This window comes from Azospirillum brasilense (assembly GCF_001315015.1).
GTDB classification, from domain to species: Bacteria; Pseudomonadota; Alphaproteobacteria; order Azospirillales; family Azospirillaceae; genus Azospirillum; species Azospirillum brasilense.
The window spans coordinates 1,342,354-1,356,879 of record NZ_CP012914.1 but is presented as its reverse complement, the minus strand read 5'-3'; the positions used below and the strand labels follow the sequence as shown (position 1 = coordinate 1,356,879).

Annotated in this window: 14 protein-coding genes; all 14 read right to left on the bottom strand. The window is 66.5% G+C overall.

The genetic code is table 11. The features are described from left to right. Positions 1-173: 173 nt before the first annotated feature. The 14 genes from AMK58_RS06215 to nuoG all read right to left on the bottom strand — a co-directional run bounded on the left by AMK58_RS06215 (position 174) and on the right by nuoG (position 14,525). Positions 174-773 (bottom strand): DNA-3-methyladenine glycosylase I, encoded by a 600-nt coding sequence (locus tag AMK58_RS06215; protein ID WP_035673034.1) that lies wholly within the window; start codon positions 771-773, stop codon positions 174-176. A 25-nt stretch (positions 774-798) separates the two neighbouring features. Then, a complete protein-coding gene (locus AMK58_RS06210; RefSeq protein WP_014240138.1) occupies positions 799-1,047 on the bottom strand; it encodes a DUF1467 family protein in 249 nt (82 codons plus the stop codon). A 17-nt stretch (positions 1,048-1,064) separates the two neighbouring features. Further along, positions 1,065-1,469, bottom strand: a complete 405-nt coding sequence (gene mce / locus AMK58_RS06205) for a methylmalonyl-CoA epimerase (protein ID WP_035673031.1) — start codon at positions 1,467-1,469, stop codon at positions 1,065-1,067. Between the two features lie 33 nt (positions 1,470-1,502). Continuing rightward, on the bottom strand, positions 1,503-3,221 hold the full coding sequence (locus tag AMK58_RS06200; protein WP_175424460.1) for a ribonuclease J: 1,719 nt from the start codon (positions 3,219-3,221) through the stop codon (positions 1,503-1,505). Then, the gene (locus tag AMK58_RS06195; RefSeq protein ID WP_035673029.1) at positions 3,218-3,991 is read right to left on the bottom strand and encodes a type III pantothenate kinase; all 774 of its coding nucleotides are present in this window, start codon (positions 3,989-3,991) and stop codon (positions 3,218-3,220) included. The genes AMK58_RS06200 and AMK58_RS06195 overlap by 4 nt, the downstream gene beginning before the upstream one ends. Positions 3,992-3,994: 3 nt before the next feature. After that, entirely contained in the window at positions 3,995-4,789 is a 795-nt protein-coding gene (locus AMK58_RS06190; protein ID WP_035673027.1) for a biotin--[acetyl-CoA-carboxylase] ligase, read from the bottom strand. Beyond that, positions 4,786-6,234, bottom strand: a complete 1,449-nt coding sequence (gene nuoN, locus AMK58_RS06185) for an NADH-quinone oxidoreductase subunit NuoN (RefSeq protein WP_035673025.1) — start codon at positions 6,232-6,234, stop codon at positions 4,786-4,788. The genes AMK58_RS06190 and nuoN overlap by 4 nt, the downstream gene beginning before the upstream one ends. Positions 6,235-6,244: 10 nt before the next feature. Continuing rightward, positions 6,245-7,771: an NADH-quinone oxidoreductase subunit M gene (locus AMK58_RS06180; RefSeq protein ID WP_014240132.1), complete on the bottom strand. Its 1,527-nt coding sequence runs from the start codon at positions 7,769-7,771 to the stop codon at positions 6,245-6,247. Between the two features lie 24 nt (positions 7,772-7,795). Beyond that, positions 7,796-9,883 carry an NADH-quinone oxidoreductase subunit L gene (gene nuoL / locus AMK58_RS06175; RefSeq protein ID WP_035673022.1) on the bottom strand — a complete coding sequence of 696 codons (2,088 nt, stop codon included), beginning with the start codon at positions 9,881-9,883 and terminating at the stop codon, positions 7,796-7,798. A gap of 9 nt (positions 9,884-9,892) precedes the next feature. After that, entirely contained in the window at positions 9,893-10,201 is a 309-nt protein-coding gene (nuoK, locus tag AMK58_RS06170) for an NADH-quinone oxidoreductase subunit NuoK (protein ID WP_014240130.1), read from the bottom strand. 2 nt (positions 10,202-10,203) lie between these two features. Further along, positions 10,204-10,818 (bottom strand): NADH-quinone oxidoreductase subunit J, encoded by a 615-nt coding sequence (locus AMK58_RS06165; RefSeq protein WP_035673018.1) that lies wholly within the window; start codon positions 10,816-10,818, stop codon positions 10,204-10,206. 36 nt (positions 10,819-10,854) lie between these two features. Further along, positions 10,855-11,343 (bottom strand): NADH-quinone oxidoreductase subunit NuoI, encoded by a 489-nt coding sequence (gene nuoI, locus AMK58_RS06160; RefSeq protein ID WP_014240128.1) that lies wholly within the window; start codon positions 11,341-11,343, stop codon positions 10,855-10,857. A 94-nt stretch (positions 11,344-11,437) separates the two neighbouring features. Next, entirely contained in the window at positions 11,438-12,448 is a 1,011-nt protein-coding gene (gene nuoH / locus AMK58_RS06155; RefSeq protein ID WP_014240127.1) for an NADH-quinone oxidoreductase subunit NuoH, read from the bottom strand. Then, positions 12,441-14,525 (bottom strand): NADH-quinone oxidoreductase subunit NuoG, encoded by a 2,085-nt coding sequence (nuoG, locus tag AMK58_RS06150; protein ID WP_035673015.1) that lies wholly within the window; start codon positions 14,523-14,525, stop codon positions 12,441-12,443. Before nuoG ends, nuoH begins: the two co-directional genes overlap by 8 nt. Between the last annotated feature and the right edge of the window lies 1 nt (position 14,526).

Below are 14,526 nucleotides of genomic sequence, written 5' to 3'. Positions count from 1 at the left end.
GCGGCCCGAGGTTTAGGGAGGAATCGCCACCAGGCGTCGGAAAAGAGGGAAGAACCCCTCTCGTCACACAAAGTACATTGAACCCGACCCCACCCGATGACAAGACGGAATTTGGACTACACCAAGTCGTCGGCGAATAATTCGCAAGTTTCGCCCAAGACATAGGCGGTTGATTACGTCATAGGCTGCGTTATGCCCGTTTTGTAGGCGTCGTATCCTATGAACCCCTGGCGAACGGCGGTCATCCAGGGCGGATCGAGCGTGGCGATGCGGGACCAGACCGGGCAGTCGGCCTGATGCGCGCCCGGCAGATAGCCGAGGCTCATCAGGAACTCGCCGGTGATCTCGCCGCCGGTGAAGCGGAAGGTCCGCTTGAACAGCCGCACCCAGTCGGCCTTGCCCAGGGGGTGATGGGCGCGCAGCCAGCCGTCGAACGATCCGTGCGTTTCGCGCAGGACCACGATCCGCCGGGCGTTCTCGATGACGGCGTCGACCTTCAGACGGTTGCGGATGATCCCCGGATCGGCGAGCAGCCGCTCCCGCTCCGTCTCGCCATAGGCGGCGACGCGGTCGATGTCGAAGCCGTCGAACGCGGCGCGGAAGGCCTCGCGCTTCTTCAGAATGGTCAGCCAGGACAGGCCGGCCTGGTTGATCTCCAGCACCAGCCGCTCGAACAGCGCCCGGTCGTCGGCACTGGGGAACCCGTACTCGGTGTCGTGGTAGGGGCCGTGATGCGCGTGGCCCGGCGCCGCGTCGCAGTAGGTCAGGCTCACGCGGAGGCTCCTTCCGGGAGGGGGATCAGTGCGGCTTGGCCATCTCGCGGAAGGAAATCAGGTCCGACTGCACGATGCCGAAGATGACCAGCCACACCACCGCCGCGACCAGCGTCGTGGCGGCGAATTTCAGGAGGATGCGCGGGCGTTCCGGCGCGCTGCTCGCCATGCCCGGCTCGGGCTGGGCCGGGGTGCGCACGCCCCAGGGCAGCACAGCGAACAGCACCACCCACCAGACGACCACATAGACGCTGATGCCCGTCACCCAGCCCATTGCAGCCTCCCTTCGCCTCAGGCCTGCTCCAACTCGACCAGGGTCCCGCAGAAGTCCTTGGGGTGCAGGAACAGGACCGGCTTGTCGTGGGCGCCGATCTTCGGCTCGCCGTCGCCCAGAACGCGGGCGCCCTGCGCCTTCAGCCGGTCGCGGGCGGCCAGGATGTCGTCCACCTCGTAGCAGATGTGGTGGATGCCTCCGGACGGATTCTTCTCCAGGAAGCCGGCGATCGGCGATGTCTCGCCGAAGGGATGCAGCAGTTCGATCTTCGTGTTGGGCAACTCGACGAAGACGACGGTGACGCCGTGCGGCGGCAGGTCCACCGGTTGGGACACCGCAGCGCCCAACGTGTCGCGGTAGAGCGCGGTCGCCGCCGTCAGATCCGGCACGACGATGGCGACGTGATTCAGCTTCCCGATCATGGGTCCTCCCGAAAGGCGTAAAGTCGGAAACGCTTATACACGGACCAGATGCACGTCCGTCATCGGCTTCTTGCCGTGCGTCGCGTTGAAGCAGCGGCGGACGGCGATTCGGGCGGCGGTTCGCACCTGCTCGTCGTCGGAACGGGCAGACTTCGGCATCTCGGCAACGGCCTCGCGCACCGCGTCCACCACGTCGAGCAGCATGTCTCGGTCCGCCGAGTCGTCGAGCAGCCCCATCACCGCGATCTGCGGCGCGGTCACCAGTTCGCCCTTCCCGTTCATCACCAGCGTGACCACGGCGGCGCCGTTGTGGACCATGCGGTGGCGCGCCCGCATCAGCCCGGTGTCGAGCGGAATCAGCCGCTTGCCGTCCAGCGCCATGCGGCCGGAGCGGACCTGCGCCACCACCCGCGGCGGCGCGTCGGGTGCCAGCCGGATTAGGTCGCCGTTGCCGGGGACCAAGGTCTCCGGCACTTGGCAGGCGCGGGCCAGCTTGGCGTGCTCCAGCTGGTGGCGCTGCTCGCCGTGGACCGGCATGGCGATGCGCGGGCGTACCCACTGGTACATGCGGACCAGTTCGTCCTGAGCCGGGTGGCCGGACACATGGACCGGTGCCTCGTCGGCGGTGACGATGCGGATGCCCTGACTGACCAGCAGGTTCTGCATGCGGCCGATGGCGCGCTCGTTGCCCGGAATTTCGCGGGAGGAAAAGACCACCACGTCGCCGCGCTGCAGCGACACCTGGGGATGGTCGTCCGACGCGATGCGGGCGAGCGCGGAGCGCGGCTCCCCCTGGCTGCCGGTGCAGACCAGCACCAGCTTGTCGCGCGGCACGTAATTGGCGTCATGCTCGGTCAGGAAGGCCGGCAGATCGGCAAGGTAGCCGTTGGAGCGCGCGGCCTCGTTGATCCGCCACATCGACCGCCCGACCAGAGCGACGTGGCGCCCGTGCGCCGCCGCGGCGTGGGCGATGCTCTCCAGCCGTGCGACGTTGGTGGCGAAGCAGCTCACCGCAACGCGCACGTCGGGGAATTGCCCGATCAACTCGGTCAGCGTCTTGCGCACGCTGCCTTCCGACCCGGAGCTGCCGGGCACCAGGGCGTTGGTGCTGTCGCCGATCAGCGCCAGCACGCCCTCGTCGCCGATGGCTCGCAGCCGCTCCTCGTCGGCCGCCTCTCCCACCAGCGGCTCTGGGTCGAGCTTCCAGTCGCCGGTGTGCAGCACCGTGCCGGCGGCGGTGCGGATCGCCAGGGCGTTCGGCTCGGGGATGGAGTGGGTGACCGTCACATACTCTACGGAGAAGGGGCCGACCTCGATGGTGCTGCCCAGCGCCACCTCGTGGACCGGCACCACCCCGGCCAGCCCGCGCTCGTGCAGCTTGGCGCGCAGCACGGCGGCGGTGAAGGGCGTGCAGTAGACCGGCACGCGGAGCTGCGGCCACAGATACTGGATGGCCCCCAGGTGATCCTCGTGCGCGTGCGTCACCACAATGCCGACAAGGTCGTGCCGGCGCTCCGCGATGAAGGCGGGGTCGGGCATGATGACGTCCAGCCCCGGCATCGTGTCGTCCGCGAAGGAGATGCCGAGATCCACCATCAACCACTTGCCGCGATGGCCGTAGAGGTTGAGGTTCATGCCGATCTCGCCCGAACCGCCCAACGGCAGGAAGTAGAGCGCGTCGTCCTCGGGAGCGAACAGGTCGCCGTCTCCCTCGACCGGGTGGACGGAGGGAGCGGAGTCGGGATGGGTCATTGGGCCGTGTTGCGCTTGTGGATCAGGAGGAGGCCGCGCAGCGTGAGTTCGCCGTCGGTGTGTTCGATTACATGGGTTGCCTTGGCGAAAAGCACACCCAGCCCTCCGGTCGCGACGACCGTCATCGGCTCGCCGTACTCCGCCCGGATGCGGTTGACCAGCCCTTCGATCAGGCCGACGTAACCCCAGAAGACCCCGGACTGCATGCACTCGACGGTGTTGGTGCCGATGACGTGGCCCGGCTGCTGGATCTCGACGCGGGGCAGCTTGCTCGCCGCCATCTGCAGCGCCTCCAGCGACAGGTTCAGACCGGGCGCGATGACGCCGCCGCGGTAATTGCCGTCGCGGTCGACCACGTCGAAGGTCGTCGCCGTGCCGAAGTCGATGACGATCAGCGGTGTCTTGTAGGTGGCCGCCGCCGCCACCGTGTTGACCAGCCGGTCGGCGCCGACCTCGTCGGGGCGGTCGACCAGCGCGCGGGTGCCGAGATCAACCTCCGGCTGGCCGACCACCAGCGGCTCGCAGCCGAAATGGTCCTTGCACAGCCGCTTCAGATTGAAGGTAGCCCCGGGCACCACGCTGGCGATGATGGCGCTGTCGATGTCCGCCGGACCCAGGCCCTTCAGCGACATCAGGTGGGTCACCCACACCATGTATTCGTCGGCGGTGCGCTTCTTGTCGGTCGCCGTGCGCCACAAACCGCGCTGTTGGTCGCCCTCATAGATCGCGAACACCACGTTGGTGTTTCCGGCGTCGATGGCGAGCAGCATCTCTCAGGTCTCCACCGCGGGTGGGAAAAACACGTCTCCGGCGGCGATGCGCTGGCGCCCCGCCCCGTCATCCCGATCAAGCAACAGAACGCCGTCGCTGTCCAGATCGGCGAAGGTACCAGTCAGCGTGCGGTCCGGCAGACGGACGACAATGGGCTCTCCCAAACCCCGTGCCCGCTTAATCCAGGCGTCGCGCACGGGGCCGAAGCCGTGCTCCGCCCAGACGCCGTACCAGCGCGCCAATTGCTCCGCGTAGATTTCCAACAGCGCCGCGGGCTGGAGCGCCGGAGCGCCCTCCGCCGCCAGCGAGGTGGCCGCGTAGTCGGTGCCCTCGGGAAAATGCCGCAGGTTGATGCCGACGCCGAGCACCAGCCAGGAGATCCCTCCCCCGGCCGTGGCCTCCGACTCGAGCAGGATGCCGGACAGCTTGCGTCCGTGCACCAGCACGTCGTTCGGCCACTTGCAGCGCACGCCGTCGGGATCGGGGAGGACGGCGGCGGCGGTGTCGGCGATGGCGAGCGCCGCCACGAACGAAATCTGCGCCGCCTCGGCCGGCGGGCGCGAGGGACGCAGAATGGTCGAACTGTAGAGATTGCCTTCCGGCGAGGTCCAGGCCCGCCCACGGCGGCCGCGGCCCGACTCCTGCCGCTTGGCCCAGACGATGGTGCCTTCGGCAGCGCCCGAACGCGCGAAGGCCTTCGCTTCGTCGTTCGTGCTGCCGACGGAGTCGAAGGCCATCACCCGGAAGCCCGGAGGCAGGCGCAGGCGCGCCGCCTCCGCTTCGTTGCCTGCCGTCATCCGGCGAACAGCGAGGCCGCCGCCGCCGCCGCGTAGTTCAGGATCGGGGCCGGAACCACGAAGAACAGCAGCGTGAACAGGCCGGTGGCGATCAGGATGCCGGTCATCCCGTCGTCGCCGATCTTGTCGAACGCCTCCACTGGCTCATCGAAATACATGATCTTGATGATGCGCAGATAGTAGAAGGCGCCCACGACGCTGGTCAGCACGCCGATGACCGCCAGCGTGTAGAGCTGCGCCTCGATGGCGGCGAGGAAGACGTAGAGCTTGCTGAAGAAGCCGGCCATCGGCGGGATGCCCGCCATGGAGAACATGAACACCGCCATCGCGCCCGCCAGCAGCGGGTTGGTGCGCGACAGGCCGGCGAGGTCCTTGATCTCCTCGACCATGCGGCCCTGCTGCTTCATGCACAGGATGACCGCGAAGGTGCCGATGTTCATGACGATGTAGACCGCCATGTAGATCAGCACGCCGCGCACGCCTTCCTGGGTGCCGGAGGCGAGGCCGACCAGGGCGTAGCCGACGTGGCCGATGGAGCTGTAGGCCATCAGCCGCTTGATGTTGCTCTGGGTGATCGCCGCGAAGGCGCCGAGCGACATCGAGAGGATCGAGCTGACGATGATGATCTGCTGCCACTGGTGGGCCAGATGACCGAACGGCTCGATCAGCAGGCGGGTGAACAGCGCGATGGCGGCGACCTTCGGGGCGGCGGCGAAGAAGGCCGTGACCGGGGTCGGGGCGCCCTCGTAGACGTCCGGCGTCCACATGTGGAACGGAACGGCGGAGATCTTGAAGGCCAGTCCGGCGGCGACGAAGACCAGACCGATGATGACGCCCACCGACGGGTGCGCGCCACCGGCGAACAGGGCGGCGATCTTGTCGAAAGAGGTCGTGCCGGCGAAGCCGTAGACCATCGAGGCGCCGTACAGCAGCATGCCCGAGGAGAGCGAGCCGAGCACGAAGTACTTCAGGCCCGCTTCCGACGACTTGGCGCTGTCGCGGCGGAAGGCGGCGATGACGTAGAGCGCCAAGCTCTGCGTCTCCAGCCCGACATAGAGCGAGATGAGGTCGTTGGCCGACACCATCATCAGCATGCCGAGCGTGGCAAAGAGCATCAGCACCGGGAACTCGAACCGGGCCATCTTCTCACGCTCGTTGAAGCCGAGCGCAAGGAGGACCGACAGCGAGGCGGCGACGAGGATCAGCACCTTCATGAAGACGCCGAAGGCGTCCATCACGAAGAGGCCGTTGAAGGTGACGACCCGGCCGGTGCCGTAGCCCATGGTCAATATGGCGGCCAGCAGCAGCGCCACCATCGTCATGTAGCCGATGGGACGCGTGAAGCCGTCGCCGCGGAACACGCCGATCAGCAGCAGGGCCATGCCGGCGCAGGCGAGGAAGATTTCCGGCAGGGCCGGCCAGATGTCGGGAAACACAGCGGTCATGTCGGAACCTCTAGCGCGCGGCGACGGAGACGTCGGCCCCGCCCTGAGCGGCGGCCAGCTTGGTCTGGTAGGTCTGGATCAGCTGCCCGACCGACGCCGAAGTGACGTTCAGGAAGCTGTTCGGGTAGACGCCCATCCACAGCACCACGACGATCAGCGGCAGGAAGATGGCAACCTCGCGGGTGTTCAGGTCGAACATCGCGCGGACGTCCGCCTTGACCAGCTTGCCGTACACGACGCGGCGGAACAGCCACAGCGCGTAGGCCGGGCCCAGGATCAGGCCGGTGGCGGCCAGGAAGGCGACCCAGGTGTTGTCGCGGAAGGCGCCGAGCAGGACCAGGAACTCGCCGACGAAGCCGGAGGTGCCCGGCAGGCCGACCGAAGCCATGGTCATGAACAGGAAGACCACCGCGTATTTCGGCATGTTCTTCACCAGACCGCCGTAACGGGCGATCTCGCGGGTGTGCAGCCGGTCATAGACGACGCCGACGCAGAGGAAGAGCGCGCCCGAGACGATGCCGTGCGACAGCATCGTGAAGATCGAGCCCTCGATGCCCTGCTGGTTCAGCGCGAACATGCCGATGGTGACGAAGCCCATGTGGGCGACGGACGAGTAGGCGATCAGCTTCTTCATATCCTCCTGCGCCAGGGCGACGAGGGAGGTGTAGATCACCGCGACGATCGACAGAGCGTAGACCATCGGGGCGAAATACTCGGTCGCCTCGGGCAGCATCGGGATGTTGAAGCGCAGGAAGCCGTAGCCGCCCATCTTCAGCAGGACGCCGGCCAGGATGACCGACCCGGCGGTCGGCGCCTCGACGTGGGCGTCGGGGAGCCAGGTGTGCACCGGCCACATCGGCACCTTCACCGCGAAGGACGCGAAGAAGGCCAGCCACAGCCAGAGCTGCATGTTGCGCGGGAAATGGGTCGCCGTGATCGTCGGGATGTCCGTCGTGCCGGCCGCGAAGTACATGGCCAGGATGGCCAGCAGCATCAGGACCGAGCCGAGCAGCGTGTAGAGGAAGAATTTGAACGCCGCGTAGACGCGCCGCGCACCGCCCCAGACACCGATGATCAGGAACATCGGGATCAGCACGCCCTCGAAGAACATGTAGAAGAGGACGAAATCCAGCGCGCAGAACATCCCCACCATGAGGGTTTCCAGCACGAGGAAGGCGATCATGTATTCCTTCACCCGGGTCTGCACCGCCTCCCAGGAGGAGAGGATGCAGAGCGGCATCAGGAAGGTGGAGAGGATGACGAACAGCATCGAAATGCCGTCCACACCCATGTGGTAGGAGATCCCGAATTCGGGGATCCACGCCGCCTTCTCCACGAGCTGATAGCCCGGGTTGCGCGGGTCGAAGTTGAACCAGATGAACAGCGACAGGACGAAGGTGATGACCGTCGTCCAAAGCGCGACGTAACGGACGTTCCGAACCACATCCGGCGTGTTGCCCCTGCAGAAGAGCAGGATCAGCGCCACACCGGCCAGCGGCAGGAAGGTCGTGAACGACAGGAGCGGCCAGCTAGCCATTGTTCTTGTTCCCCTTCAAACCGCTCAACCGAACACAGACAGCCAGGCGACCAGCAGCACCACGCCGATCACCATCGCGAAGGCGTAGTGATAGACATAGCCGGACTGGAGGCGGCTGGCGCGCGCCGCGACGTCGCGGGTGACGGCGGCGATTCCGTCCGGACCGACACCGTCGATCACGGCGCCGTCGCCGGATTTCCACAGGCCGTAGCCCAGATACTTGGCCGTACGCACGAACAGACGGTCGTACAGCTCGTCGAAGTACCACTTGTTGTACAGGAACTGGTGCACGCCACGGAACGTGGTCGCGACCTTCTCCGGCAGGCCCGGGATCGCCATGTACATGATGTAGGCGAGCGCGATGCCGATCAGGCCGACGACCAGCGGAGCCAGCTTGACCCAGCCCGGAGTGTGGTGGTGGGCCGCCTCGATGCTGTTGTTGTCCGCCAGCACCAGGATGGTCTTGCCCCAGAAATGCTCCATGCTGTGGCCGATGAACAGCTCGTGGAAGCCGAAGCCGGCGAACAGCGCGCCCACCGCCAGGACGGCCAGCGGGATCAGCATGACGATCGGCGATTCATGGGCGTGGTCGAAGACCGATTTCTCCATCCGCGGCTTGCCGTGGAAGGTCATGAACAGCAGACGCCACGAGTAGAAGGCGGTCAGCAGGGCCGCGGCGATGCCGAGCGCGAAGGCGAACTTGCCGACCGGGCTGGCCGAGGCGAAGGCCGCCTCCAGGATCATGTCCTTGGAGTAGTAGCCGGCGAAGAAGGGCAGACCGGCCAGCGCGAGGTTGCCGATCCACATCACCGCGTAGGTGAAGGGGATCTTCCGCCAGACGCCGCCCATGTTGCGCATGTCCTGCTCGTGATGCAGGGCGTGGATCACCGAGCCGGCGCCGAGGAACAGCAGGGCCTTGAAGAAGGCGTGCGTGAACAGGTGGAACATCGCCGCGCCGTAGGCGGAGACGCCCGCGGCGAAGAACATGTAGCCGAGCTGGCTCATGGTCGAATAGGCGATGACGCGCTTGATGTCGAACTGGGTGAACCCGATGGTCGCCGCGACGAAGGCCGTCAGGGCGCCGACCACGGCCACGATCTCCAGCGCCGTCGGGGCGTATTCGAAGACCGGGGACAGGCGGCAGACCATGAACACGCCGGCGGTCACCATGGTGGCCGCGTGGATGAGCGCCGACACCGGGGTCGGGCCCTCCATGGCGTCCGGCAGCCAGGTGTGCAGGCCGAGCTGGGCCGACTTGCCCATGGCGCCGATGAAGAGCAGCAGGCAGGTGACGGTCAGCGCATCGAAGTTCCAGCTGAGGAAATGCAGCGTCTGGCCGGCCAGCTCCGGCGCCTTGGCGAAGATCGCGTCGAACTGGACGGAGCCCGTCAGCACGAAGATCGCGAAGATGCCGAGCACGAAGCCGAAGTCGCCGACGCGGTTGACCAGGAAGGCCTTGATCGCCGCGTTGTTGGCCGAAGGCTTCTCGTACCAGAAGTTGATGAGCAGGTAGGAGGCGAGACCCACGCCTTCCCAGCCGAAGAAGAGCTGCACGAGGTTGTCGGCGGTCACCAGCATCAGCATGGCGAAGGTGAACAGCGACAGGTAGCCCATGAAGCGCGGCTTCTGCGGGTCCTCGGCCATGTAGCCGATGGAATAGAGGTGCACCATCGACGACACGGTGTTGACCACCACCAGCATGACCGCGGTGAGCTGGTCGACGCGCAGCGCCCAGGTCACATCGAGGCCACCGCTGCGCATCCAGCTCATCAGCTCGATCGTGCGGGGATGCCCGCCGACGGCGACGTCGAAGAACAGCACCCAGGACAGGATCGCGGAGAGCAGTACGGCACCGGTGGTGACGAACTGCGCGGCGCGGTCGCCCACGGTGGGCGGGCCGGCGACGACGTGATGGTCGTCGTGGCCGTCTTCGTGATGCTCGTCGTGAGCGTGCGCGTCATGCGCATGGGCGTCGTGGCCATGACCGTGGTCATGCCCGTGATGATCGTGGCCGCCGGCGTGCGCCGGCTCCGCCTTCGGCCCGCCGAACAGGGCGATGGAACCCGCGACGAGGAACGCCAGGAGCGGGAGGAATACGACAAGGACTTCCATGGCGCTGCCTTAGCCCCTCATCAGATTGATGTCTTCGACCCGGATGGAGCCGCGGTTGCGGAAGTACACCACCAGGATGGCGAGACCGATGGCCGCCTCGGCGGCGGCGACGGTCAGGATGATCATGGAGAAGACCTGCCCGACCAGATCGTTCAGGAAGACCGAGAACGACACCAGATTCAGGTTCACGGCGAGCAGCATCATCTCGATCGACATCAGGATGATGATGACGTTCTTCCGGTTGAGGAAGATACCGAGGACGCCGAGCGTGAAGATGATGGCCGAGACCGTCAGATAATGCCCGAGACCGATTTCCATGATCACACGCCCTCCCCGGTCGGCACCTTGCGGATGGCGACCACGTCCTCGCGCCGACGGGCGAGCTGGGAGCCGATGTTCTGCTTCCGGACACCCTCACGCTGACGCAGGGTCAGGACGATGGCGCCGATCATGGCGATCAGCAGCACGATGCCCGACGCCTGGAACAGATAGACGTAGTGGGTGTAGATCAGCTGGCCGAGCTGCTCGGTGTTGGTCGCACCGGCCATCGCCGCGACCGGCGCCGAGGCGGCCTTCTCCGCCGCCGGCGCGATGATCCAGCCGCCGAGCACGGCGGCCAGCTCGGCCAGCAGGATGAGACCGATCAGCCCGCCGATCGGCAGGTACTGGAGCGCGCCCGCCCGCAGCTCGCGGAAGTTGATGTCGAGCATCATCACCACGAACAGGAACAGCACCGCGACCGCGCCCACATAGACGATCACCAGGATCATCGCGATGAACTCGGCCCCGAGCAGCACGCACAGGCCGGCGGCCTGGAAAAAGGCCAGGACCAGATAAAGGACCGAATGAACCGGATTCCGCGCCGAGATGACCATCACACCGGAGGCCACCAGCAGCGCGGCAAAGACGTAGAAGGCGATGCCTTGAACAATCATCGTTATCCCCGTTTCCGCTTACCGCACTGCAACGACTTACCGGTACGGCGCCTCGGCCGCGAGGTTCTGGGCGATTTCCGCTTCCCAGCGGTCGCCGTTCGCCAGCAGCTTCTGCTTGTTGTAGAAAAGCTCTTCACGGTTCTCGGTGGAGAACTCGAAGTTCGGACCCATCACGATGGCGTCCACCGGGCAAGCCTCCTGGCAATAGCCGCAGTAGATACACTTCGTCATGTCGATGTCGTAGCGCGTGGTGCGGCGGCTGCCGTCCTCACGCGGTTCGGCCTCGATGGTGATGGCCAGGGCCGGACACACCGCCTCGCACAGCTTGCAGGCGATGCAGCGCTCCTCGCCGCCGGGATACCGGCGCAGGACGTGCTCGCCGCGGAAGCGGGGGCTGATGGGGCCCTTTTCGAACGGGTAGTTCAGGGTCACCTTGGGCTTGAACATGTAGCGCAGGGTGAGCCCGAGGCCGCCCAACAGTTCGGTCAGGAACAGGCTGCGCGCCGCACGATCGAGGAACGCCATGGCCTCTTCGTCTCCTTCCTAGCGGGCGCCCCGTTCCGGGTGACGCCCGCGCTTTCTCTTTGAAACTCGATCCGATGGTCCGTTCAGGCGCCGGTCACTTCGGCAGCCAGCCGAACGTCACCAGCACGCCGGCCGTCAGCACGACCCACAGCAGCGAGAACGGCAGGAACACCTTCCATCCCAGACGCATCAGCTGGTCGTAGCGGTAGCGCGGCATGGTCGCGCGAACCCACACATAGACGAACAGGCAGAAGGCGATCTTCAGGGCGAACCAGATCGGGCCGGGGATCCAGGTGAAGGGCGCGAACGGCAGCGGCGGCAGCCAGCCTCCCAGGAACAGGATGCTGGTCATCGCGCTCATCAGGATCATGTTGGCGTATTCGCCAAGGAAGAAGAGCGCGAAGGGGGCCGAGCTGTATTCCACCATGAAGCCGGCCACCAGCTCCGACTCGCCTTCCGGCAGGTCGAAGGGCGAACGGTTGGTTTCCGCCAGCGCCGAGATGAAGAAGATGACGAACATCGGCAGCAGCGGGATGGCGAACCAGATCGTCTCCTGCGCCTCGACGATCTTCGTCAGGTTCAGCGAGCCGACGCAGAGCAGGACGGAGATGATGACGAGGCCCATCGAGACCTCGTAGGACACCATCTGTGCCGCCGAGCGCAGCGCGCCGAGGAAGGCGTAGCGCGAGTTCGACGCCCAGCCAGCCATCACGATGCCGTACACGCCCAGCGATGAGATCGCGAACAGGTACAGAATGCCGACGTTGATATCGGCCAGCACCATGCCGTAGTCGAAGGGAATGACCGCCCAGGCGACCAGCGCCAGGAAGAAGGTCAGCATCGGCGCCAGATAGAACACGAAGCGGTTCGCGCCGACCGGCAGGATCTGCTCCTTCGCGAACAGCTTCAAGCCGTCCGCGAAAGGCTGCAGAAGCCCGAACGGGCCGACGATGTTCGGACCCTGGCGGAGCTGCATGGCGCCCATGATCTTACGCTCGGCGTAGGTCATGAAAGCCACGGCCACCAGGAGCGGCACGACGATCGCCAGGATCTTGAGGACGATGATGATCAGCGGCAGCAGGAAGCCGCTCCAGAACTCAGCCATGGGTACCGGTCCTCTCCTGAGCGCTCTCGGCGGGCTTCACGGCGGGCTTCACGAACGTCTCGGCGCAACGAGCCATGGTCACCGAGGCGCGGCTGATCGGGTCGGTCATGTAGTAGTTCGCGACCGACGAGAAGAAGGGCGAGTCGTCGACCAATCCTTCCACGCCGAACGGCGCCCAGGGGGCCGGCGTGACCGTGCCGACCGCCGCGAAGACCGGGTTGACCTCGGCCAGACGGCGACGGATCTGCGTCAGGCTGTCGTAGGGCAGCTTGTGGCCGAGCTGTTCCGACAAGGCGCGCAGGATCTTCCAGTCCTCCCGCGCCTCGCCGGGCGGGAAGGTGGCGAGACGCGCCTGCTGCGGACGGCCCTCGGTGTTGACGTAGAGGGCGTTCTTCTCGGTGTAGGCGGCACCCGGCAGGATGACGTCGGCGCGGTGGGCGCCCTTGTCGCCGTGGTGGCCCTGGTAGACCACGAAGGCGTTGCCGAGCGCGGCGGTGTCGATCTCGTCGGCGCCCAGCAGGTACACAACGTCGATCTCGCCCTTCCCTGCCCCCTCGACGATGCCGGCGGTGCCGCGACCGCCCTCGCCCGGCAGGAAGCCGATGTCGAGACCGCCGACGCGGGACGCCGCCGTGTGCAGCACGTTGAAGCCGTTCCAGCCGTCCTGAACCACGTTGAAGGTCTCGGCCAGCTTGCGCACCGCGGCCTGGACGGCAGCGCCGTCCTTGCGGCGGAAGGCGCCGGCGCCGAGGATGACCATCGGGTTCTTGGCGCCGCGCAGCACGTCCGCGAAGGCGTGCGTGCCGTCGACGAGCTGCTGCAGCGCGCCGGCACCCGTGCCGAGATGGCTGTACGGGTAGGTCAGCTCGCGGGCCTCGCCGACCACCGCCACCTTCAGGCCACCCATCAGGTAGCGCTTGCGGATGCGGGCGTTGACGATGGTGGCTTCCCAGCGCGGGTTGGTGCCGACGAGCAGGATGACGTCCGCCCGCTCGATCCCGGCGATGCCGCTGTTGAACAGGTAGCCAGCGCGGGCCGACGTGTCGAACAGGGCGCCATCCTGGCGGCAGTCGATGTTGGCCGAGCCGAGGCCGGCCATCAGCTCCTTGAGCGCCAGCATGGACTCGGTGTCGGCCAGATCGCCCGCGATGGCGGCGATGCGGTTGCCCGGGACGCCCTTGACCTTGGCGGCGATGGCCTGGAAGGCCTCGGCCCAGGTCGCCGGCTGGAGCTTGCCGTCCTTGCGGACGTAGGGACGGTCGAGACGCTGGCGCTTCAGCCCGTCATAGGCGAAGCGGGTCTTGTCGGCGATCCACTCCTCGTTGACGTCCTCGTTGACGCGCGGCAGGACGCGCATCACCTCGGGGCCGCGGGTGTCGACCCGGATGTTCGAGCCGACCGCGTCCAGCACGTCGACCGTCTCGGTCTTGCGCAACTCCCACGGACGGGCCGTGAAGGCGTAGGGCTTGGACAGCAGGGCGCCCACCGGACAGACGTCGGCGAGGTTGCCCGACAGCTCCGACCCGATAGCCTTCTCGACGAAGGTGGTGATCTCCATGTGCTCGCCGCGGTTCACCGCGCCGAGGTCGGGAACGCCGGCGATCTCGTTCACGAAGCGGATGCAGCGCGTGCAGTGGATGCAGCGCGTCATCTCGGTCCGGATCAGCGGCCCCATGTACTTGTCCTGGACGGCGCGCTTGTTCTCGCCGTAGCGGCCACGGTCGAAGCCGTAGGCCATCGCCTGGTCCTGGAGATCGCACTCGCCGCCCTGGTCGCAGATCGGACAGTCCAGCGGGTGGTTGATCAGCAGGAATTCCATGACGCCCTTGCGGGCCTTGTGCACGAGCTCGGTGTTGGTCTTGACGACCATCCCGTCGCCGCAGGGCATGGCGCAGGCGGCCACCGGCTTCGGCGCGCGCTCCATCTCCACGAGGCACATGCGGCAGTTCGCCGGCACGCTCAGACGCTCGTGGTAGCAGAAGCGCGGGATCTCGATGCCCAGCTGTTCGCAGGCCTGCAGGATCGAGGTGCCCGGCTCGACTTCGATCTCGATCCCGTCGATGGTGAGTTTCGGCATG